Genomic DNA, 21,095 nt, shown 5'->3' with positions numbered 1-21,095 from the left:
CGGCAGGGCCGAGGCGCGGCGACCAGGACCGGCGCACCTGCGAGACACGGCGCGACACAGCGCGAACCGACGAGAACCGACGAGAACCGACGAGACGAGGAGCAGACGTGGCAGTGCGAGCCATCCGGGGGGCCACCCAGCTCGACGAGGACACCCGCGACCACATGCTCGACCGCGTCGCGGAGATGGTCACCGACGCGATGACCTCCAACGGCCTGGAGGTCGACGACTTCATCTCCGTCATCTTCACCGCCACCAGTGACCTGGTCTCGGAGTTCCCGGCCTACGCCGCGCGCCAGCTCGGCTTCGGCGACGTGCCGCTGATCTGCGCCCGCGAGCTCGAGATCGAGCGGTCGATGCCCCGCGTCGTGCGGATGATGGCCCACGTCGAGACCGACCTGCCGCGCGCCGACATCACCCACGTCTACCTCCACGGGGCCGCCGCGCTGCGCAGCGACCTGACCCGGGTGCGCTCGGTGCCCGACGCCGACCCCGATGCCTGAGGCCCCGGAGCCCCCGGCCGTCGCCGACCGGGTCCCGCGCCTGGTCGGACCGGTCGAGGTCGTCGGCGCCGGTCTCGTGGGGGCCTCGATCGGCCTGGCCTGCACCCGCGCCGGGATCGAGGTGCTCCTCACCGACGTCTCGTCGGAGAACGTCCGCACCGCCTCCGGGCTCGGCGCCGGCCGACCCCGACGCCCCGACGACCACCCGCAGCTGGTGGTCGTCGCGGTGCCGCCCGACCACCTCGGGCGGGTCATCGCCGCCGCCCTGGCCGACGGCGACGCCGTCGTCACCGACGTGGGCAGCATCAAGTCGGGCCCGCTCGCTGACGTCGCCGACAGCGCGGGGGCCCACCGCTACGTCGGCAGCCACCCGATGGCCGGCAGCGAGCGCTCCGGCCCCCTGGCCGCCACGGCCGCCCTCTTCGACGGCCGACCCTGGGCGATCACCCCGCACGCCGCCGCCGACGTCGAGGCCGTCGAGCTCGTGGAGGACCTCGTGCGGCTGTGCGGGGGAGTGCCGGTCTGGCTCACCCCGGCCGAGCACGACCGGGCCGTGGCCCGCACCTCCCACGTGCCCCACCTGCTCTCCGCCCTGGTGGCCGCCCGCCTGGCCGAGGCCCCGGAGAACCACCTGACCCTGTCGGGCCAGGGCGTCCGCGACGTCACCCGCGTGGCCGCCGGCGACCCACGGCTCTACGGCCAGATCGTCTCGGGCAACGCCGAGGCCGTTGCCGCGCTCCTCACCGAGGTCCGCGACGACCTCGAGACGATGATCGCCGCGGTCAGCGCCGGCGACCGGGCCGGTCTCGAGCTGCTGCTCGACCGCGGCGTCGCCGGCACCCGCAGCATCCCCGGCAAGCACGGTGGCCCGGCGACCCCGACCCGCTCGGTCTTCGTGGCCGTGCCCGACCACCCCGGCGAGCTCGCCCGCCTCTTCGCCGACGCCGTGGCCAGCGAGGTCAACATCGAGGACATCCGCATCGACCACGACCCGGGTCGCCCCGTCGGCCTCGTCGAGCTGGTGGTCGACCGCACCCGGGCCGAGCACCTGCTCGGGTCGCTGGAGGAGCGGGGCTGGACGACGCACCGCTGAGGCGGTGACGGGGGGCGGGCTGCGGAGCGCCGGAGGGTCGCGACGACGGATTCAGCCGGGGGTGACGCCCACCGATAGGCTGCGGCACCGTGACCACCCCCGCCACCAGCTCTGCGTCCGACCCCGCCCCGGCTCCCGGTCAGGCCGACGGCCCGGCCTCCCGACAGGGCACGGTGGTGGCGGTGGACGGCACCTCGGGGTCGGGCAAGTCCAGCACCTGCCGGGCCGTGGCCGCCCGGCTCGGGCTGGCCTACCTCGACACGGGCGCGATGTTCCGCGCGATGACCTGGTGGATGCTCGAGCAGGGTGTCGACGTCCACGACGCCGCGGCCGTCGCGGAGCGCTGCGAGGAGCCCCGGATCGTCTCCGGCACCGACCCGGAGGCCCCCACCATCCACGTCGACGGCACCGACGTCGCCGCCGCCATCCGCACCGACGCGGTCACCGGCTCGGTCTCGCCGGTCAGCACCGTGCCGGCGGTGCGCGCGCGGCTGCTGACCATGCAGCGCGAGGTCATCGCCGAGGCCGTCCGCGGCACCGGCATCGTCGTCGAGGGCCGTGACATCGGCTCCGTGGTCGCCCCCGACGCGCCGGTGAAGCTCTACCTCACCGCCGACCCCGCTGCGCGTGCCGCCCGTCGCGCCGCCGAGGAGGGCGGCAGCGACCTGGCCGCCACCCAGGCCGTGCTGCTCGACCGGGACCGGATCGACTCCAGCCGCGCCACCGCCCCGCTGACCATGGCCGAGGGCGCGGTGCACATCGACACCACCCCCTTCACCCTCGACGAGGTCGTCGCCCAGGTCGTCGGGCTGGTCCGGGCGGTGGGGACGCGCGCGTGACGCCGCCCCACCGCGACACCCAGGACGAGCGGGACACCCACGTCGCGAGCGGCCCACGGGGAGCGCGCACCCCGCGGTCCCTCGCCCGACGCGACCGCGGCGACCGGCGTACGGCGCACCGCGAGCTCCCGCGCACCGACGCGACCCCCTTCCCGCACCGGGCCATGCTCCACGGGCTGCGGCCGATCTCGTCGTGGCTGGTGCGCCGCCGCTACCGCGTGCGGGTGCAGGGTGCGGAGCACACGCCCCCGACCGGTCCGGTGCTCTTCGCCGCCAACCACGTCGGGGTCATGGACGGCCCGCTGCTGGCCATCTTCGCGCCCCGCCCGGTGCACGCACTGACCAAGGCGGAGATGTTCGGAGGGCGGCTGGGCACCTTCCTGCTGTGGTCGGGTCAGGTGCCGCTCGACCGCTTCCACGCCGACCCCGCGGCGGTGAAGACCTGCCTGCGGGTGCTGCGCGACGACGGGGCCGTCGGCATCTTCCCCGAGGGGCGCCGCGGTGCCGGTGACCTGGAGCGCTTCCACCGCGGAGCGGCCTACCTCGCCCTGGCGACCGGCGCCGCCGTGGTGCCCGTCACCCTCCTCGGCACCCGCGAGCCCGGTGGGTGGAGCGGGGAGCTCCCGCCACGTGGGACCATGGTCGACATCGTGTTCGGCGCGCCGTTCACGGTGCCGCCGCAGCCGTGGCCGCGCACCAAGGAACACGTGGCCGCCACGTCGGTGTTGTTGCGAGAGCACATGCTGGCGCACCTCGCCGCATCACGCGCGTCGACCGGGCGGGACCTCCCCGGTCCGCTGCCACCCGGAGACCTGGAACCCGACCCCGCCACCGGGGTCACCGATCAAGGAGCACCATGAGCGACAGCCCGAGCGAGCACGCCGGCGACCCCTTCGAGGACGCCGGCCTGACGGGTGACGGACCGGTGCCCGTGCTCGCCGTCGTCGGCCGCCCCAACGTCGGCAAGTCGACCCTCGTCAACCGCATCATCGGCCGGCGCGAGGCCGTCGTCGAGGACGTGCCCGGCGTGACCCGCGACCGCGTCTCCTACGACGCGCACTGGAACGGTCGTGCCTTCACCGTCGTCGACACCGGCGGCTGGGACCCCGACGCCCGCGGCCTGGCCGAGCGGATCGCCGGACAGGCCGAGATCGCGGTGTCGCTGGCCGACGCCGTGCTCTTCGTCGTCGACGCCACGGTCGGCATCACCGATGCCGACGAGGCGGTGGTGAAGATCCTGCGCCGCTCGGAGAAGCCCGTCGTGCTGGCCGCCAACAAGGTGGACGACCAGCGCACCGAGGCCGAGGCCTTCGGTCTCTGGAACCTCGGTCTCGGCGAGCCGTGGCCGGTCTCCGCGCTGCACGGCCGTGGCTCGGGCGACATGCTCGACGCGGTGCTGGCCGCCCTGCCGGAGCCCCCGCCCGAGCGTGACGCCGCCCCGGGCGGCCCGCGTCGCATCGCGATCGTCGGCAAGCCCAACGTCGGCAAGTCCTCCCTGCTGAACCGACTGGCCGGCTCCGAGCGCGTCGTCGTCGACAACGTCGCGGGCACGACCGTCGACCCCGTCGACGAGCTCATCGAGCTGGGCGGAAGGACCTGGCGCTTCATCGACACCGCGGGCATCCGCAAGCGGGTCAAGGAGGCCTCGGGCCACGAGTACTACGCCTCGCTGCGCACGACCACCGCGATCGACCGCGCCGAGGTGGCGGTGCTGGTCGTCGACGGCGGGCAGTCCATCAGCGAGCAGGACGTGCGGATCATCCAGACCGTGCGCGAGGCCGGACGTGCCCTCGTCATCGCCTTCAACAAGTGGGACCTCGTCGACGAGGAGCGCCGCTACTACCTCGAGCGCGAGATCGAGCGCGAGCTCGTGCAGGTGCAGTGGGCGCCACGGATCAACATCACCGCCCGCACCGGCTGGCACGTGGACCGCCTCGTGCCGGCGCTGGAGAAGGCCGTCGAGGGCTGGGAGACCCGCATCGGCACAGGTGCGCTCAACTCGTTCCTCGGGCGACTCGTCGCCGAGCACCCGCACCCCGTGCGCTCGGGCAAGCAGCCCAAGGTCCTCTTCGGCACCCAGGCCACCACCGCGCCGCCGACCTTCGTGCTCTTCACCTCGGGCAAGCTCGACGCGGGCTACGAGCGCTTCATCGAGCGCCGCCTGCGCGAGGAGTTCGGCTTCGTCGGCACCCCGATCGTGCTGGAGCAGCGACCGCGGGAGAAGCGCAAGCGCTGAGGCGGTAGGGCTCGGACCCGAGTGCTCCTGGGCCCCGGCCTCGGGGCGAGGTGCCTCGGTACTAGGGGGAGGGGCACGACCGTGCCCCTCCCCCTAGCACGCCACCGGCCTGTGCCGGAGGGGCTCGGGCCGGTGCGGCGGAGCGACCCCGGTGCCGGGCGGCTCCGCGCCCGTGCGGCGGGCGACCCCTCGTGCGACTCCCCCTCGCGACCTGTGGGCCGCGACGCTCGATCCGACGTTCGACCTGACGCCCGACGTTTGACTCGACGCGGTCGGCCGCCAAGGATCGGACCTCGGCCGCACGGGCGCGGCCGCCACCCCCCGGAGGAGATCTCGTGCCGCACCCTGCCGATCCGACGAGCGACTCGACGTTCGACTCGACGAGCGATCCGGCGGTCCGCACCGGGACGACCACGGTCCGGGTCGCCTACGGCACCACCGGACTCGACGTGGAGCTCCCCGCCGACCGCACGACGGTGGTCGCGCCGACCCACAGCGAGCCCGCGCCCGACGTGCCGGCCGCCCTGCGCGAGGCCCTGGCGCACCCCGTGGCCGGGCCGCCGCTGCGCGAGCTGGTGGGTCCCGGGCAGACCGTGGCGATCTCGCTCTGCGACGCCACCCGTCCGCAGCCGCGCGAGCTCATGGTGCGCGCGATCCTCGCCGAGCTCGAGGGGATCGTGACCCGTGAGGACCTCGTGCTGCTCGTGGCCACCGGCACCCACCGCGCCAACACCGACGCCGAGCTGCGGGCCATGCTCGGCGACGACCTGGTCGACACCGTGCGCATCGTCAACCACGACAGCCGCGACCCCGACGTGCTGCGCTGGATGGGGGTGCACGGCGACGGGGTGCCGGTCTGGCTCAACCGCCACTGGGTCGACGCCGACGTCAAGGTCACCACGGGCTTCGTCGAGCCCCACTTCTTCGCCGGCTTCAGCGGTGGACCCAAGCTGGTCGCCCCGGGGCTGGCCGGCCTGGAGACCGTGCTGACCCTCCACGACGCCGCCCGGATCGGCAGCGAGCAGGCGACCTGGGCGGTCTGCGAGGGCAACCCCGTGCACGACGACGTGCGCGCCATCGCCGCGGCCACCGGGGTCGACTTCGCCCTCGACGTGGTGCTCAACCGCGAGCAGCAGGTCGTCCGCGCCTTCGGCGGCGAGCTGCTGGCCATGCACGCCGAGGCGCGCGAGGTCGTGCGGGAGCTGTCGATGCAGGCGGTGCCCGACCTCTTCGACGTCGTGGTGACCAGCAACTCCGGCTTCCCGCTGGACCAGAACCTCTACCAGGCGGTGAAGGGCATGACGGCCGCTGCCACGGTGGTGCGGCCCGGCGGGCTCATCGTCTGCGTCGCGGAGTGCCGCGACGGCTTCCCCGACCACGGGACCTTCCGCGAGGTCCTCGCCTCCGAGGACAGCCCGGAGGCGCTGCTGGAGGCCATCTCGCGGCGCAGCGAGACCGTGCCCGACCAGTGGCAGGTGCAGGTGCTCGCGCGGGTGCTGGCCCGGGCCAGGGTCGGGGTGCACACCACCCACCTCAGCGACGAGGAGCTGCGCACGGCCCACCTCTTCCTGGTCGAGGACGTCGCCGCGGCGGTGCGCGAGGAGCTGGAGCGGGTCGGGCCGGGGGCGCGGGTCTGCGTGCTGCCCGAGGGGCCGCAGACGATCGCCTACGTCGACGCCGGCCGACCCGGCTGACCGGCCGGGGATGCGCCGGGGGACCGCCGCAGGACCGCCCGACCAGGGGACGACCGGCTTGACCTGATCGAACACGTGTTCGATCATGGGGGTGTGACCGCGATGCCCGCCCTCGACCCCAGCCGCCCGGTGCTCGACCAGCTCCGGGAGCGGGTCGCGGCCATGGAGGGCGGGCCGGCGCGGGAGGCCGTGGCGACGCACGCCGGGCTCTCCGACCTGCTCCAGCTGCGTGCCGGGGCGACCTACGCCGTCGACGCCGCCTCGGTGGGTCTGGCGCTGGCCGCGGAGGCCTCGCGGGCGGGGGAGTGGGTCGGCTTCGCCGGCTGGGCCGACTTCGGCGCGGAGGCCGCCGCCGAGCTGGGGGTCGACCTGACGCGCACCGTGCTGGTGCCCGAGCCCGGCGAGCACTGGCTCGAGGTGACCGCGGCGCTGGTCGACGTGCTGCGCGTCGTGGTGCTGCGTCCGCCGGCGAGCGTCGACGCCCGCTCCGCGGGCGTGCTCGACGCCCGGCTGCGCACCCGCTCCTCGGTGCTGGTCGTCCACGGCGACTGGCCCCGCTGCGACGCCCGGCTGAGCCTGGAGGAGTCGCGCTGGTCGGGCCCCGACCACGGCTCCGGCCGGCTGCGCGCGCGCCGGGCCCGCCTCGCCGTGCGCCGCGGCACGGCCCCGCCGGCGCGGGCGGAGGTGTGGTTCCCCGGGATCGACGCGCCGCTGGTCGGCGTCGACGAGCGGTCCGAGCGAGCGGCCCGGGTCTCCCGCCCCCGGGGCCCGGCGCTCGAGCCGGTCGGTCCGCTCGAGCCGGTCGGTCCGCGCGGCCCGGGCGGCCCGGCTGGACCCGTCGGCGTGCGTGGGCCGGGCGGCCTGGTCGTCGAGGAGGCCGGCGCGTGCGGGTGATGGTGGTGTGGTGCCCCGACTGGTCGGTGGTGGCCGGCCTGGCCGAGGCGCGACGCTCGCGCCAGCTGCCCGCGGCGGTGCTGGCCGCCGGCGCGGTGGAGGTGTGCAACGGCCCGGCCCGCGACAGCGGCGTACGACGCGGACAGCGCAAGCGCGACGCGCAGGCCCGCTGCCCCGAGCTGCTGCTGCTGGAGGCCGGTCCGGAGCGCGACGCGCGCCACTTCGAGCCGGTGCTCGCGGCCGTGGAAGAGCTGCGCCCGGGGGTCTCCCCGATGCGACCCGGGCTGCTCGCGGTGCGCGCGCCCGGGCGCTACTTCGGCGGGGAGGAGCACGCCGCCGCGCTGGTCGCCCAGACCCTGGTCGACGCCGGGGTCTGGGACTGCCGCATCGGGGTGGCCGACGACGTGTTCACCGCCGAGCAGGCCGCCCGCACCGCCGCGGTGCAGGAGGCCGTGGTCGTGCCCTCGGGCGGCTCGGCCGACTTCCTGCGCGGACTGCCGGTGCGGGTGCTGGAGAGCGACGGGCAGGCGGGGCGCGAGGTCGCCTCGCTGGTGGGTCGTCTCGGGCTGGGCACGCTGGGCGACCTGGCCGGGCTGCCGCTGGCCTCGGTGCAGGACCGCTTCGGCCGCTACGGCGCCGACCTGTGGCACCGGGTGCGCGGCGCGGGCCGCAGCGTCCTGGGCGAGCGCACCCCGCCGCCCGACCTCGACGTCGAGGTCGTCTTCGAGCCGCCCCTGGAGTCGGTGGAGGCCGTCTGCTTCAGCGTGCGCACCACCGCCGAGCGCCTCGTCTCCGGGCTCGCCTCGCGCCAGCTGGTGGCCACCGAGGTGCGGGTCGAGGCCGAGAGCGAGGGCGTCGTCGTCTCCAGCCGGGCCTGGCTGCACCCGCGCTGCTTCACCGCGCGCGACCTCGTCGACCGGGTGCACTGGCAGCTGCAGGGCGAGGGCGGGTCGCTGCGCTCGCGCCACGACGCGGGCGTCGTGCGCGCGCCGGTGGAGCGGGTGCGCTTCGTGCCCGAGACCGTCGAGCCCGCCGCGGCCCACGCCGAGGCGCTGTGGGGCGGCGGCAGCGACGAGCTCGTCGAGCGGGGGGTGGCGCGGGTGCAGGCGATGATCGGCTTCGAGTCCGTGCTGCGTCCCGTGCTCCAGGGCGGGCGCTCACCGGCCGAGCGGCAGGCCAGCGTGCCCTGGGGCGAGCGGCCCACCGGGCTGCGCCCCCTCGACCGGCCGTGGCCGACCCGGGTGCCCGGCCCGCCCCCGGTGCGGGTCTTCAGCCCGCCGCGGGTGGCCGAGGTCGTCGACGGGACCGGCCACCCGGTGGCGGTCAGCGAGCGGGGCGCGGTGAGTGCCGACCCGCGGCGCTTCCGCTTCGGCGCCGCGCTGCTGGTCGCGGCGCCCGGTTCCGCCGGTGTGCCTCAGACGGGCGGCCGGGCGGGAGCACAGGAGGGCCTGTGGGCCCTCGAGGACACCCCGCAGGTCGTCGTCCGCACCACCGGCCGTCCGCAGGTCGGCGCCGGCGCACACCCGCCCAGCGGGGCACCGGGGGCACCGGGCCGCCCGGGTGAGCGGCCCTGGCAGCCGGTGGCCTCCTGGGCCGGCCCGTGGCCGGTCGACGAGGAGTGGTGGGCGGAGACCGCGCCGGCCGACGGCTCCCGCGCCGCGCGCTTCCAGGTCGTCGGCGTCGACGGTCGCGCCTGGCTGCTGCGGTGGAGCACCGCCGGGTGGACCCTCGAGGCGGGCTACGACTGATGGGCTGGTCCAACCCCGCGGTGCCCTGGCGCGAGCTGGAGAGACGGCTCTCCGGTCGTCCCGGCGCGCCCGGTGCCGAGGACGCGCCGATCTCGCGGCGCAAGCACGCCCGCCCCTCGCAGCGGCCCATCGAGCGTCCGGCGGCGGTCACGCCGTACGCCGAGCTGCACTGCCACTCCCACTTCAGCTTCCTCGACGGGGCGAGCTCGCCGGGGGAGCTGGTGGAGGAGGCGGTGCGCCTGGGGCTGAGCGGGCTGGCACTGACCGACCACGACGGCTTCCACGGGGCGCCGCTGCTGGCCGAGGCCGCCGCGGTCCACGACCTGCGCACGGTCTTCGGCGCCGAGCTGTCGCTGGGGCTGACCCGACCGCAGAACGGCGTGGCCGATCCCGAGGGCTCCCACCTGCTGGTGCTGGCGCGGGGGGTGGAGGGCTACCACCGGCTCGCGGGCGCGATGACCGAGGCCAACCTGCGCGGTGACGAGAAGGGCCGCCCCGACCACGACCTCGACGAGCTGGCCGAGCGCGGCCGGGGGCACTGGGTGGTGCTCACCGGCTGCCGCAAGGGCACGGTGCACCGGGCGCTCGCGGCGGGCGGGCCGACGGCCGCGGCCCTCGAGCTCGACCGGCTCACCGCCCGCTTCGGCCTCGACGGGGTGGTCGTCGAGCTCTCGGCGCGACCGACGCCGCAGGACGCCGAGGCCAACGAGCTGCTGGCCGGCCTGGCCCGCGACCACGGGCTGCCGGTGGTCGCCACGGGCAACGTCCACTTCGCCCAGCCCTCCGGGCGCCGGCTGGCCGCGGCCATGGCGGCGGTGCGTGCCCGGCGCAGCCTGGCCGACATGGACGGCTGGCTCGACCTCTCCGGCGCGGCCCACCTGCGCAGCGGCGCGGAGGTGGCCGCGGCGATGGCGACCCGCCCCGAGGCGGTGCGGCGCTCGGTCGCGCTGGCCGAGGAGCTGGCCTTCGACCTGCGCAAGGCCTCCCCGCGCCTGCCCAAGCACCGCATCCCCGAGGGCCACACCCCCAGCTCGTGGCTGCGGGTGCTGGCCTGGCGGGGCTTCGAGGAGCGCTACGCCGGCACGCCGATGGAGGCCGAGGCCCGCGAGCGCGTCCACCACGAGCTGCGGGTGATCGAGGAGAAGGACTTCGCGGGCTACTTCGTCATCGTGCACGACATCGTCGCCTTCGCCCGCGAGCGCGGCATCCTGTGCCAGGGCCGCGGCTCGGCGGCCAGCTCCGCGGTCTGCTTCGCGCTCGGCATCACCGCCGTCGACGCCGTCTTCTACCGCCTGCCCTTCGAGCGCTTCATCTCCGCCCACCGCGACGAGGAGCCCGACATCGACGTCGACTTCGACTCCGACCGGCGTGAGGAGGTGATCCAGTGGGTCTACCGCACCTACGGGCGGCGCAACGCCGCCCAGGTCGCCAACGTCGTCGCCTACCGCCCCCGCATGGCGGTGCGCGACGCCGCCAAGGCGCTGGGCCACTCCCAGGGCCAGCAGGACGCGTGGTCGAAGCAGGTCGACGGCTGGAGCTCGGTGGTGGCCGCCGACGCCCGCGACCCCGAGGGCGGCCCCGCGCTCGACATCCCGCGCCCGGTGGTGGCGCTGGCCGAGCAGCTGCTGGGGGCGCCGCGCCACCTCGGCATCCACTCCGGCGGCATGGTGCTGACCGAGCGCCCGGTGGGGGAGGTGTGCCCGATCGAGCGGGCCCGCATGGAGGACCGCACGGTGCTGCAGTGGGACAAAGACGGCTGCGAGTCGATGGGGCTGGTGAAGTTCGACCTGCTGGGCCTGGGCATGCTCGGCGCGCTCGACCACATGATGCGCCTGACCGAGGAGCACCTGGGGGAGCGCTGGACCCTGGCCACGATCCCGCGTGAGGAGCCGGCGGTCTACGACATGCTCTGCCGCGCCGACTCCATCGGCGTCTTCCAGGTCGAGAGCCGGGCCCAGATCGGCACGCTGCCGCGCCTGCAGCCGCGGGAGTTCTACGACCTGGCCATCGAGATCGCCCTCATCCGCCCCGGGCCGATCCAGGGCGGTGCGGTCCACCCCTACGTGCGCCGGGCCACCGGCAAGGAGCCGGTCGTCTACGACCACCCCGAGCTGGTGCCGGTGCTCGAGCGCACCCGCGGGGTGCCGCTCTTCCAGGAGCAGCTGATGGCGATGGCGGTGACCCTGGGCGACTGCTCGCGCGACGACGCCGACCTGCTGCGCCGGGCCATGGGCTCCAAGCGCGGCGTCGAGCGGATCGAGAGCGTCAAGGCGAAGCTCTACGCCGGCATGGAGCGTCGCGGGCTGGTCGGCGACGCCGCCGACGCGATCTACGTCAAGATCCTCTCCTTCGCCAACTTCGGCTTCGCGGAGTCCCACGCGCTGAGCTTCGCGCTGCTGGTCTACGCCTCGTCGTGGTTCAAGCTGCACTACCCCGCGGCCTTCCTGGTCGGCCTGCTGCGCACCCAGCCGATGGGCTTCTACTCCCCGCAGTCGCTGGTGGGCGACGCCCGCCGCCACGGCGTCGAGGTACGCCGCCCCGACCTGGCCCGCTCCGGGGTGCAGGCCGGGCTCGAGCCGGTGGACCCGGGCGAGCCGGGCGCGGCGCGGGGAGGACCCACGGCGGGTGCCACCGGGCTCGAGGAGTGCCTCGCGGCGTCCTTCGAGCGCGCGGAGTGGGACCCGGCCCGCCCCGACCCCACCCGCACCCACCGGCGCGACGGCCACCTGGTCGTGCGCCTGGGGCTGGACTCGGTGCGCGGGATCGGCGCCGACGTCGCGGCGCGGATCGTGGCCGCGCGCGCGGAGGCGGCGTACACCTCGGTGACCGACCTGTCACGACGCGCGGGGCTGTCGACCCAGCAGCTGGAGGCGCTCGCCACCGCCGGGGCGCTGGAGTGCCTGGGGCTCGACCGGCGCCAGGCGCTGTGGGCCGCGGGCGCCTCGGAGAGCGCCGACCACCTGCCCGGCTCCACACCCTCGCCGGCCCCGCCGACGCTGCCCGGCATGAGCGCGGAGGAGGTGACCCTGGCCGACCTCTGGGCCACCCGGGTCTCGCCCGAGACCCACCCGGTCGAGCACCTGCGCGAGCTGCTCACCGGCAGCGGCATCTCCTCGGTGGCCGACCTCGCGCGCACCGAGCCCGGCCGTCGCGTGCACGTCGCGGGCCTGGTCACCCACCGGCAGCGCCCGGGCACCGCGCAGGGCATCACCTTCCTCAACGTCGAGGACGAGACCGGGATGCTCAACGTCGTCTGCTCGGTCGGCGTGATGCGCGCCCACCGCTCCGCGGCGCGGGGCGCGGTCGCGGTGGTGGTGCGCGGGATCCTCGAGCGGGAGGAGGGCGTGACCAACCTGGTCGCCGACCGCGTGGTCACCCTCGACTCGGTCATCGCCGGTGCGGGCTCGGCCCTCCAGCTGCGCCAGACCTCCCGCGACTTCCGCTGACCGCCCGCCCCGGAGCCCGGTCGGGTGCGTGCGGCGGGGTCGATTCCGGACCGGGAGCCGGGGTGTTGTAGTGTTCACGCGCTGTCCCGGTCACGCTCGCGTGGCCGCACGGGACGGGGTTCGGGCTGTAGCGCAGCTTGGTAGCGCACTTGACTGGGGGTCAAGGGGTCGCAGGTTCAAATCCTGTCAGCCCGACCGGAGAAGATGCAGGTGGGAGAGGGTGCCGGAGCGATCTGGCACCCTCTTCTCGCGTCTCGGGACTTCCTCCGACACAGGAAGAACAGCGAGGATGGGTGCGTGTCCAGGGTCCTTCTGCTCGGCATCGCTGCCGTCCTGATCGCCGCGACGTCCGGACTGGCCGGCTACGTCCTCGGTCGCGCCGAGGTGTCCGCGTGCCAGGAGGACCTGCGCACGACCATCGAGGCGCTGGAGAGGTCGCAGTCGCGTGCCCCCGACGACAGCGCGGTGTACGGCGTCTCCGGCGGCAGCTGCCTGAGATGACGGGTGGGACCAGCGAGCCCCGGTCCTCCGGCTTCTCCTACGACTCGGCCCGACCCGCTGAGGCGAGCGGCGCCGCCCCGTCACCTACGTCGAGCTGAGGCACCACGAGTACGCCGGGCCGTGTCGCAGACGACCGTGCCGGGACGCAGGTCGTGGCGGTCGGCGAGGACCTCCGCCACCACGGTGTCGAGGTCGACCGGCTCCGGGTGGTGGGTCGCGGCCTGGGCGCTGGCGTAGCCGAGCAGGTCGTCGATCAGCAGCTCCATCCTCCGGGTGGAGGAGCCGATGCGCCGGTTCATCGACGCCGCGTCGTCGGCGTCCGCGCCGAGGCGCTCGAGCTCGTCGGCGAGCAGCTGGTGCCACCCCGCCAGGCTGGCCAGGGGTGACTTGAGGTCGTGGGCCACCATGCCCGCGAATCCCTGCACCTGGCGCAGGTGCATCTGCTCCCGGGTGACGTCGCGCAGCAGGAAGACCGCGACCCTTCGCCCGGAGGCGGTGGGCAGGGGGGCTCCGCTGACGGAGTGGAAGGTGCGCTCCCCGGTGCCGCTGTCGACGTGCTGCACCAGCTCGCCCAGGATCGTCTCGCCGCCCAGCGCCCGGGTGTGCAGGCCGTCGTCGAGACGGATCGGGGTGCCGTCGGGGAGGTGGAAGCCGTGCTGGCCGGGATCGGCCATGTTGATCGCGGTGGACCCGGCCAGCAGCGCGTCGGCGGTGTGGTTGGACAGCACCACGGTGCCGTCGGCGTCGAGCACCACGAGGGCGTCGGCCATCGACGAGGTCACCGCCCCCAGCAGCTCGGCCTGCGACCGCGCCGCTGCCTCGGAGGCCAGCAGGCGGGCGGCGAGCAGCCCATGACGCTCCTCGCCGTAGGCCAGGAGCATGGCCAGGACGAAGCAGGTGCCCACGAAGAGCTGGGCGACGAGGGCGCGCAGCAGGGGGTCGTCGACGGCGGCGAGCACGCCGAGGCCCTGCGAGGTGAGGGCGACGAGGACCAGGGCGGTGCCGGTGACGTGGACCGCCGCGGCCTCCGGCGAGAAGCGGGTCCCGGCCCAGGCGGCGACCGCCATGAGCACGAAGGCGATCGGGAGCTGGGAGGCGACCCCGTAGATCAGTGCGAGGACCGCCGCGGTGGTCGCGACCAGTGCGGCGTACTCCAGCCGGCTCGTCGACCGGGCGCGGGCGCGCCCGGTGGGGCCCAGGAGGTGGTAGCCCCAGCGGAGGCCGGTCCCCTCCTGGGGCGCGCGGGCGGTGGGTGCGCGGCGCAGGGCGACCAGGGTGCCGACCAGCACCGTCACGGTCACCGAGCTCCGGCCGGTCCAGGCCACCACGGTCTCCCAGGACCAGCCGCCCCCGTCGGCGAGCACGGCCGCCCCGATGACGGGCGCCGTCGCCGCGGAGGCCGCCAGGGCGCTGGCCGCCAGGGCGACCAGGCCGGCGCTCGAGCGCAGGGCCGTGAGCAGGTCGTGGTGTCGCAGCCGACCGCGCCGTCGCGTCGTGACCTCGAGCCCGACGGTGCAGCCGCCGCACAGCGCGAGGTGAGCCAGCACGGTCAGGGCCACGCCCGACGGCGCCTCGAACACGGTCGAGGCCTCGACGGCCAGCACCGCTCCCATCGCCACGAGGGCCACGGCGCGGTCGGAGCGGCCCGGTCGCAGGACGAGCCAGGCGACCGCCACGGCCGCGGCGGGCCAGAACAGAGCGATCGGCGAGCCCGGGGGCCTGGTGTGCAGCCCGACCTCCGCGGCGAGGGTGAACCCGGCGACCCACGCGACCACACCGAGGAGGCGCGCACGGGACGCTCCCGATGCTGCCACCGGTGCACCACCTCCGCTCCCGAGCACGACCTCCGGTCCACATCGGCACGAGGACCGACACGCTGAGGGGTTGCGGCGCAGGCGCCTGCCGAGCCCCCCGGCGCGGTCAGTGTGCCAGCGCCCCGAAAGGACCGCCCAGCGCGACACGGGCGAAGCGCTCACCCGCCTCGCGGTGCGTCTCGGGCCCCGGGTGGAGGCCGTCCACGAGCGGGTGCCGGGCGTGGTCGGCCTCGTCGTAGAGCTCCAGGCCGTCGAGCAGGTGCAGGTGGGGGTCGTCGGCCCGCGCCGCGACCAGGCCCGCGAGCGCGCGGCGTACGACGGAGAGCGTGAGCCGGCCCGCGGCGACCTCGGACGGGTCGCCCGTGGCGACGAAGCGCAGCTCGCCGGCGCGCAGGGCGTCGAGGTCGGGAGCGGTCGGCCCGGGGGTGTCCTCGTGGAGAGGGCACAGCAGCGGGGAGAGCACGAGCAGGGGCGTGTCGGGGTGTCCGTCACGGATGGTGTCGAGGAAGCCGTGGACCGCGGGCACGAAGGCGCGCAGCCGCATCAGGTCGGCGTTGACGACGTTGATGCCGATCTCGAGGCTGATCAGGTCGGCCGGGGTGTCGCGCAGCGTGCGGGCCAGGAAGGGATCGAGCAGGGCGCTGCCGCCCAGTCCGAGGTTGACCAGCTCGACCCCGGCGGCACGGGCCGCGACCGCCGGCCACGTGCCCGTGGGGCTCGCGGCGAAGGACCCGTGGCTCAGGGAGCTGCCGTGGTGCAGCCAGACCGGGCGGTCGGCACGCTCGGCGGGGCCGACCGGGGCGTCGGAGCCCAGCGAGACCAGGGTGGTCGTCTCGTCGTGGGGCAGCCAGATCTCGACGGTCTTGTCGTGGCCGGGCAGACCGGTGAAGGTGGCGGTGCCGGCGGGGCCCAGGTCGTGGCGTGCGGTTCCGGCGGCCATGTCGAGGGTGACGGTGTCGCCTCCGCGGATGGTGGCGTCGGCGGTCGGCACGTCGTCGACCAGCAGGTCGTAGACGCCGTCGGGACGGGCGGGCAGGCCGGGGTAGACCCGCTTGGTGGGCACGGCCTCCAGGGCGAGCGTCGTGGCCCGGGTGCGCACCAGCAGCCGCACGCCGGAGGTCTGCGACTGCGCCATCGCCAGTTGGGCGTCGGCATGGCGCTCGCGCACCCACCGGGGCAGCCGGTGCGGCACGAGTCCGCGGTCGGTGTCCTCGAGGTCGAGCACACCGCGGACGAGGGCGTGCCCGGCCGGGGTGGTGAACGAGACCCGGTGCGCGAGTGCGGCGCCGGGGTCCGTCCCGGGGGAGGCGGGGGAGCCGCTGGACGAGGTGGGGGTCGAGGGGAGGGGGTCGTGGGTCACGGTGTCTCCTGGGTGGGGTCGGGCCAACGGCGCAGCAGCACGTCGAGCGCGTCGAGCGTGCGGCGCCAGGTGGTGTCGCTGTCGGGGCTGCTGTGGCCGAAGCCACCGGCCGCCTCGAGGCTGGTGTAGCCGTGGAAGACGCTGCCGAGCAGGCGCACGGCGTGGGTCTGGTCCTCCCCGGTGAGGTCGTAGCCACGGAGCACCGCGCGGGCCAGCTCGGCGTGGCGCGGACCGGCGCTGGCGGCGGCCGTGGCGGGGTCGAGCCGCAGCCTCGCGGCGTCGTGACGGCCGGGGTGCTCCCGGGCGTAGTCGCGGTAGGCACCGCCGAAGGCGACGAGGGCGTCCTTGCCGGCGCGGCCGGCGACGGCCGCGGCGACCCGGTCGGCCATCTCCTGCAGGGCCAGCAGGGCGACGCGGGTGCGCAGGTCGTCGGCATCGCGCAGGTGGGAGTAGAGGCTCGCGGGTCGCACCCCCACGCGCCGGGCGAGCGCGGCGGGGGTGACCGCGGCGAAGCCGGCCTCGTCGGCCAGGTCGGCGGCCTCGAGGGTGAGTCGCTGCGTCGTGAGTCCTGCGCGCGCCATGTCGTGTGTCTCCGTCCCGGTATTGCTAAGCACATCCTGCATCTGCCTACGAGTCATAGGCAAGTCGACGTCCGGCACCACCCTCCGAGACCGGACGGTGACCTCGAACCCCTCCGGTCGGCCCGCCCGCCGCCGATGGTGCGACTGCCCGGCACCCCCCTGACGCCGGACCCACCAGGAACGACAGCGATGACCCCCGACACCCCCTCGTCCGCCACGCCCGCACGCCCCCGCCGTACGCCGCGACACGTGACCCGCCGCGGCCTCGCCCTGCTCGTCGGGCTGGCCCTCGTCCTGGCGCTGGGCGCCACCGCCTCCGCCCGCCCGCGCGTGCCGGTGCACCTGGGCGCTAGCGTCGTCACGGTGGACCGGATGACGCTGTCGTCGGGCGCCGACGCCGCCCGCACGGTCGTGCCCGTGGCCGCGACGACCGCCGCGGCCACCGCGACGGTCACCGTCGACACCTCGCGCCGCGCGCAGGTCTGGCGCGGGGTCGGCGCCGCCCTCACCGACGCCGCCGTCGTCCAGCTCGGTGGCAACGACGCCGCCACCCGCCTGCTCTTCGACCGCACCCGCGCCGACGGTGCACGGCTGGACTGGGTGCGCCTCCCGCTGTCGTCGACCGACTTCTCCACCCGGTTGTGGACGTGGGGGTGGGACGGGCGCAGGGTGACGCCGCCCGCCGAGGCCAGGAGGGCGGTGGACTACCTGCTGACCCGGGCCCTGCCGCTCAACCCCGACCTGGAGGTCGTCGTGGCCCCCTGGTCGGCACCGGCCTCGATGAAGGACTCCCGCTCGCTGCGCGGCGGGTCGCTCCTGGTGGGCGCGGAGGCGTCCTACGCCTCGATGCTCGTGGCCCAGGCGGCCTGGCTGCGCGAACGCGGTGTGCCGGTCTCGGCGCTCAGCATCGTCAACGAACCCGGGCACGCCAGCGACTACACGACCATGCGCATGAGTGACGAGCAGCTGGCACGGGTGGCCGCCGCGGTCGCGCCCCGGCTGCGGGCGCTCGGCGTCGACCTGTGGGCCGTGGACCACAACTGGAGCGACCGGGCGCGCGTCGACGCGGTGCTGGCGCAGGCGCCCGGCGCGCACGCCGCCGCGGCCTTCCACTGCTACGGCGGGACCCCGGACCAGATGGCGGACCTCGCCGTGCCGTCGATCCTCACCGAGTGCACCGGCACCACCGACTCCCGGTGGGGCACCTTCCGCTGGGACTCCGCCCACCTCGTCGTGCGCAGCGTGCGGGCCGGCTCCGGCGGGCTGATGTTCTGGAACGCCGCGCTCAGCACGACCCCCGGCGTGGGTCTCGACGCCGGGTCGCGGTGGGGCTGCAAGACCTGCCGCGGCGTGCTCGCCGTGGCGCCCGACCGCACGGTGACGACCGGCCCGGAGCACGCCGTGCTCGCGCAGCTGGCGCGGGCGGCCCGTCCGGGGGCGGTCAGCGTGGCCAGCTCCACCACCAGCTGGAGCGTGTGGTCCTCGGCCTTCGTGCGCCCCGACGGCACGGTCGGGGTCTACGGCTACAACGACACCGGGCAGACCCAGCTGGTGCGGGTGGTCGTCGGGGGCACGACCTCGCGGACCTACGCCGTCGAGGCCGGGGCGGTCTTCACCTGGGAGGGCACGGTCGCCTGACGCCTGCCCCGCGCCACACTGACGAGAATCATTCTCATGTACGGTGGCTGGTGGTCGCAGGTGCGGCCCGAGGCGAGGAGGTGCGTGATGGCCAGGACGCGTCAGGACGGCGAGCCCACGGTGGCGGTCGGGGTGTGTGCGGCGGGCGGCTGCGGCCCGACGCACGCCCCTGTCCTCGAGGCGCTGCGCGCCGTGGTGCGGCAGGAGGTGGGCGCGGTGCTGGTGCGCACCGGCTGCCTGCGACCGGGCTCGTGCGCCGGTGACCGAGGCGGTGACCGAGGCGGTGACCGAGGCGGTGACCGGAGCAGCGACCGCTCCGGCGGCACGCGGGTGTGCGTGCAGCCCTGGGCTGCGGGCGGCGGTCGTGGCCGACGGTGCGAGACCGTCGCGGCCGACCCGGCCGCCTGCGCCCGGGTCGTCGCCTCCTGGCTGCGCTCCGAGCGCACCTGGCGGGCGATGCGCCGGTGAGCCTCAGTGCGCCTCGGGTCGACCGTGCCCGTACGCGGCGGGCCGCGCGCGGCCGAGGCAGTCCTGGAGCAGTGCGAGGTAGGCGTCCACCCCGGCGTCCTCGGGCCACGCCGCCCACGCGGTGCGGGTGGCGGCGAGCGACAGCTCCACCACCAGGGCGGCCCCGATCGGATCGTGCGGCAGGCGGGTCGTCATCCACGCCACGAGCTGCGCGGCGAGCTGCTCGCCGAGCTCGTGGACGCCGCGCTGCAGCTCCGGACTGTCGGCGACCAGTCGGCGGCGCGCGACCATGTCGTCACGGTCGGCCCGGGTCAGCCCGACCAGCACCGCGGTGAGCGCCTCCCAGGCCTCGCGCTCGACCGGCTGCGCGGCCAGGAGGTCGTCGAGGCGGCGTACGACACGGGGCGCGGGGTCGACGACCACCGCTTCCTTGGTGCGGAAGTAGTTGAAGAAGGTGCTGCGCGAGACGCCGGCGGCGCCGGCGATCTCCTCGACGCTGACCGCGTCGAAACCGCGCTCGGCGAAGAGGCGCCAGGCCGCGCCGCGGATCTCCTGCCACGCGGCCTGCTTCTTGTCCTCGCGCAGACCCATCCGGGAAGTGTGGAACAAAACCGACGACGTGCAAAGTTGTACTCCGTGCAGAAAGATCCCGGGGAGGAGCGGCGCCGCGCCGTCCGTCCCCTGCCGCCGTCGCACCGCCACCGAGAGGGAAGCCTCGTGCCCGACACGCTCACCGACCCCCACGCCCCCGCCCCGGCGGACCCCGGCGCGGGCCTGCCGCCGGGTGCGGCGCGCCTGATCGCACTGCTGGTCGGCTCCGCCTTCGTGGTGATCCTCAACGAGACGATCATGAGCGTGGCCCTGCCGCGTCTGATGGGGGAGTTCTCGATCGCGGCGTCGACCGCGCAGTGGATCACCACCGCGTTCCTGCTGACCATGGCCGTGGTCATCCCGGTCACCGGCTACCTCATCGGCCGCTTCTCGCTGCGCACGCTCTTCACGGTGGCCATGTCGGCGTTCACCGCCGGCACGCTGCTCGCGGCGCTGGCCCCCACCTTCGGGGTGCTCGTGCTCGCCCGGGTGGTGCAGGCCTCCGGCACCGCCATCATGATGCCGCTGCTGATCACCACGATCCTCAACCTCGTGCCGGCCGAGCGTCGCGGCCGCATGATGGGCACGATCTCCATCGTCATCTCGGTGGCTCCGGCGGTCGGCCCGACGGTGTCGGGGGTCGTGCTCGACCAGCTGAGCTGGCGATGGATGTTCTGGATCGTCCTGCCGATCGCGGTGCTCGCGCTCGGGCTCGGGCGCCTGTGGGTCCGCGACGTGGCCGAGCGCACCGCGGTGCCGGTCGACGTCGCCTCCGTCGTGCTCTCCGCCCTCGGCTTCAGCGGCCTGGTCTACGGCCTCAGCAGCATCGGCGAGAGCGCCTCGGGCGACGCCCCGGTCTCGCCCTGGGTGCCCCTCGGAGTCGGCCTCGTGGCCCTCGGCCTGTTCGTGCACCGGCAGCTGCGGCTGGGGGAGCGGGCGCTGCTCGACCTGCGGGCCTTCGGGTCGCGGGCCTTCGCCGTCGCCGTCGCCCTCGTCGTGGTGGCGATGATGGCGCTCTTCGGCACCCTCATCCTGCTGCCCATCTTCCTGCAGGACGTCCTGGGCCTCTCCACGCTGCGCACCGGCCTGGTCCTGCTGCCCGGCGGTGTCGTCATGGGCCTCATGGCACCGGTCGTCGGTCGGGTCTTCGACCGCGTGGGCCCACGTCCCCTGGTGCCGCCGGGCGCGGTGGTGGCCAGTGCGGCGCTGTGGCTGATGAGCACCTTCGACCAGGGCACGGCCACGGCCACCGTCGTGGGTGCCCACGTGCTGCTGAGCATCGGCATCGCGCTCATGTTCACGCCGCTGCTGACCTCCGCGCTGGGCTCGCTGCCCCCGCACCTCTACTCCCACGGCAGCGCCATCGTGAGCACGGTGCAGCAGGTGGCCGGCGCAGCGGGCACGGCGCTCTTCGTGACGGTGATGACCCGTGGCGCGACGCGGGCCGCCGAGGGCGGGTCGCCCGCCGCGGCCGCCACGGCGTCCGGCGTGCAGGACGCCCTGCTCTGGGGAGGCGTGGTCTCGGCGGTGGCCGTGCTGCTCGCACTGCTCGTGCGGACCCCGGCGGCCGCAGCGTCCGCACCGCAGCCGGCGGCCGAGCCCGGCACGGACCGGAGCCGGGCGGGCAAGCGTGGGAGCGACGAGTCCGCCTCGGTCAGCTGATCCAGATCATGGCTTAACTTTGGTCTA

General features: G+C 75.4%; 17 protein-coding genes and 1 tRNA gene. 14 read left to right on the top strand and 4 right to left on the bottom strand.

The window, feature by feature from the left end; all coding sequences use genetic code 11:
- The first annotated feature begins 107 nt into the window (after nt 1-107).
- From aroH to ASF50_RS18465, 11 genes are all read left to right on the top strand, one after another.
- The gene (gene aroH, locus ASF50_RS09175; protein WP_056904124.1) at nt 108-503 is read left to right on the top strand and encodes a chorismate mutase; all 396 of its coding nucleotides are present in this window, start codon (nt 108-110) and stop codon (nt 501-503) included.
- On the top strand, nt 496-1,596 hold the full coding sequence (locus tag ASF50_RS09170; RefSeq protein WP_056904123.1) for a prephenate dehydrogenase: 1,101 nt from the start codon (nt 496-498) through the stop codon (nt 1,594-1,596). Before aroH ends, ASF50_RS09170 begins: the two co-directional genes overlap by 8 nt.
- Before the next feature lie 89 nt (nt 1,597-1,685).
- Nucleotides 1,686-2,435 (top strand): (d)CMP kinase, encoded by a 750-nt coding sequence (gene cmk, locus ASF50_RS09165; RefSeq protein ID WP_308196113.1) that lies wholly within the window; start codon nt 1,686-1,688, stop codon nt 2,433-2,435.
- Nucleotides 2,432-3,295 carry a lysophospholipid acyltransferase family protein gene (locus ASF50_RS09160; RefSeq protein WP_235557603.1) on the top strand — a complete coding sequence of 288 codons (864 nt, stop codon included), beginning with the start codon at nt 2,432-2,434 and terminating at the stop codon, nt 3,293-3,295. The genes cmk and ASF50_RS09160 overlap by 4 nt, the downstream gene beginning before the upstream one ends.
- Nucleotides 3,292-4,671 carry a ribosome biogenesis GTPase Der gene (der, locus tag ASF50_RS09155; RefSeq protein ID WP_056864512.1) on the top strand — a complete coding sequence of 460 codons (1,380 nt, stop codon included), beginning with the start codon at nt 3,292-3,294 and terminating at the stop codon, nt 4,669-4,671. Before ASF50_RS09160 ends, der begins: the two co-directional genes overlap by 4 nt.
- Before the next feature lie 335 nt (nt 4,672-5,006).
- The gene (larA, locus tag ASF50_RS09150) at nt 5,007-6,365 is read left to right on the top strand and encodes a nickel-dependent lactate racemase (RefSeq protein ID WP_082502942.1); all 1,359 of its coding nucleotides are present in this window, start codon (nt 5,007-5,009) and stop codon (nt 6,363-6,365) included.
- A 102-nt stretch (nt 6,366-6,467) separates the two neighbouring features.
- Nucleotides 6,468-7,259: a hypothetical protein gene (locus ASF50_RS19260; RefSeq protein ID WP_414855736.1), complete on the top strand. Its 792-nt coding sequence runs from the start codon at nt 6,468-6,470 to the stop codon at nt 7,257-7,259.
- Nucleotides 7,259-9,007: a Y-family DNA polymerase gene (locus ASF50_RS19645; RefSeq protein ID WP_235557624.1), complete on the top strand. Its 1,749-nt coding sequence runs from the start codon at nt 7,259-7,261 to the stop codon at nt 9,005-9,007. Before ASF50_RS19260 ends, ASF50_RS19645 begins: the two co-directional genes overlap by 1 nt.
- Entirely contained in the window at nt 9,007-12,453 is a 3,447-nt protein-coding gene (locus ASF50_RS09135; RefSeq protein WP_056904120.1) for an error-prone DNA polymerase, read from the top strand. The genes ASF50_RS19645 and ASF50_RS09135 overlap by 1 nt, the downstream gene beginning before the upstream one ends.
- A gap of 121 nt (nt 12,454-12,574) precedes the next feature.
- Nucleotides 12,575-12,648, top strand: a tRNA-Pro gene (locus ASF50_RS09130).
- A gap of 102 nt (nt 12,649-12,750) precedes the next feature.
- Nucleotides 12,751-12,954, top strand: coding sequence for a hypothetical protein (locus ASF50_RS18465; protein ID WP_082502940.1), 204 nt, complete (start codon nt 12,751-12,753; stop codon nt 12,952-12,954).
- Nucleotides 12,955-13,034: 80 nt separating this feature from the next.
- Here the strand turns inward: ASF50_RS18465 and ASF50_RS09125 are convergent, their stop codons facing one another.
- The 3 genes from ASF50_RS09125 to ASF50_RS09115 all read right to left on the bottom strand — a co-directional run bounded on the left by ASF50_RS09125 (nt 13,035) and on the right by ASF50_RS09115 (nt 16,709).
- The gene (locus ASF50_RS09125) at nt 13,035-14,768 is read right to left on the bottom strand and encodes a histidine kinase dimerization/phospho-acceptor domain-containing protein (protein ID WP_156718179.1); all 1,734 of its coding nucleotides are present in this window, start codon (nt 14,766-14,768) and stop codon (nt 13,035-13,037) included.
- Nucleotides 14,769-14,874: 106 nt separating this feature from the next.
- Nucleotides 14,875-16,128, bottom strand: a complete 1,254-nt coding sequence (locus ASF50_RS09120; RefSeq protein WP_082502938.1) for a GDSL-type esterase/lipase family protein — start codon at nt 16,126-16,128, stop codon at nt 14,875-14,877.
- Nucleotides 16,125-16,709, bottom strand: coding sequence for a TetR/AcrR family transcriptional regulator (locus ASF50_RS09115; protein WP_056904118.1), 585 nt, complete (start codon nt 16,707-16,709; stop codon nt 16,125-16,127). The genes ASF50_RS09120 and ASF50_RS09115 overlap by 4 nt, the downstream gene beginning before the upstream one ends.
- 249 nt (nt 16,710-16,958) lie before the next feature.
- On the opposite strand from ASF50_RS09115, the gene ASF50_RS09110 reads away from it, so the two are divergent.
- Both ASF50_RS09110 and ASF50_RS09105 read left to right on the top strand, forming a co-directional pair.
- Complete coding sequence (locus ASF50_RS09110) at nt 16,959-18,347, top strand: glycoside hydrolase family 30 beta sandwich domain-containing protein (protein ID WP_056904117.1); 1,389 nt, start codon at nt 16,959-16,961, stop codon at nt 18,345-18,347.
- Nucleotides 18,348-18,434: 87 nt separating this feature from the next.
- The gene (locus ASF50_RS09105; protein WP_056904116.1) at nt 18,435-18,815 is read left to right on the top strand and encodes a hypothetical protein; all 381 of its coding nucleotides are present in this window, start codon (nt 18,435-18,437) and stop codon (nt 18,813-18,815) included.
- Nucleotides 18,816-18,818: 3 nt separating this feature from the next.
- Here ASF50_RS09105 and ASF50_RS09100 read toward each other — a convergent pair whose 3' ends face one another.
- Nucleotides 18,819-19,406: a TetR family transcriptional regulator gene (locus ASF50_RS09100; protein ID WP_056904115.1), complete on the bottom strand. Its 588-nt coding sequence runs from the start codon at nt 19,404-19,406 to the stop codon at nt 18,819-18,821.
- A 126-nt stretch (nt 19,407-19,532) separates the two neighbouring features.
- Between ASF50_RS09100 and ASF50_RS09095 the strand changes: the two genes are divergently transcribed.
- Nucleotides 19,533-21,068 (top strand): DHA2 family efflux MFS transporter permease subunit, encoded by a 1,536-nt coding sequence (locus tag ASF50_RS09095; RefSeq protein ID WP_082502934.1) that lies wholly within the window; start codon nt 19,533-19,535, stop codon nt 21,066-21,068.
- Nucleotides 21,069-21,095 lie beyond the last annotated feature (27 nt).

Source organism: Nocardioides sp. Leaf307, assembly GCF_001423135.1.
GTDB classification, from domain to species: domain Bacteria; phylum Actinomycetota; class Actinomycetes; order Propionibacteriales; family Nocardioidaceae; genus Nocardioides; species Nocardioides kribbensis.
The sequence above is the reverse complement of the archived record's forward strand: the minus strand, read 5'-3'. Positions and strand labels throughout refer to the sequence as shown.

What these genes read in the sequence shown, in the direction of transcription:
- ASF50_RS09115 (WP_056904118.1), bottom strand. Translation starts at nt 16,709, where the DNA reads ATGGCGCGCGCAGGACTCACGACGCAGCGACTCACCCTCGAGGCCGCC.
- ASF50_RS09135 (WP_056904120.1), top strand. Translation starts at nt 9,007, where the DNA reads ATGGGCTGGTCCAACCCCGCGGTGCCCTGGCGCGAGCTGGAGAGACGG.
- der (WP_056864512.1), top strand. Translation starts at nt 3,292, where the DNA reads ATGAGCGACAGCCCGAGCGAGCACGCCGGCGACCCCTTCGAGGACGCC.
- ASF50_RS19260 (WP_414855736.1), top strand. Translation starts at nt 6,468, where the DNA reads ATGCCCGCCCTCGACCCCAGCCGCCCGGTGCTCGACCAGCTCCGGGAG.
- ASF50_RS09105 (WP_056904116.1), top strand. Translation starts at nt 18,435, where the DNA reads ATGGCCAGGACGCGTCAGGACGGCGAGCCCACGGTGGCGGTCGGGGTG.
- ASF50_RS09170 (WP_056904123.1), top strand. Translation starts at nt 496, where the DNA reads ATGCCTGAGGCCCCGGAGCCCCCGGCCGTCGCCGACCGGGTCCCGCGC.
- ASF50_RS19645 (WP_235557624.1), top strand. Translation starts at nt 7,259, where the DNA reads ATGGTGGTGTGGTGCCCCGACTGGTCGGTGGTGGCCGGCCTGGCCGAG.
- ASF50_RS09100 (WP_056904115.1), bottom strand. Translation starts at nt 19,406, where the DNA reads ATGGGTCTGCGCGAGGACAAGAAGCAGGCCGCGTGGCAGGAGATCCGC.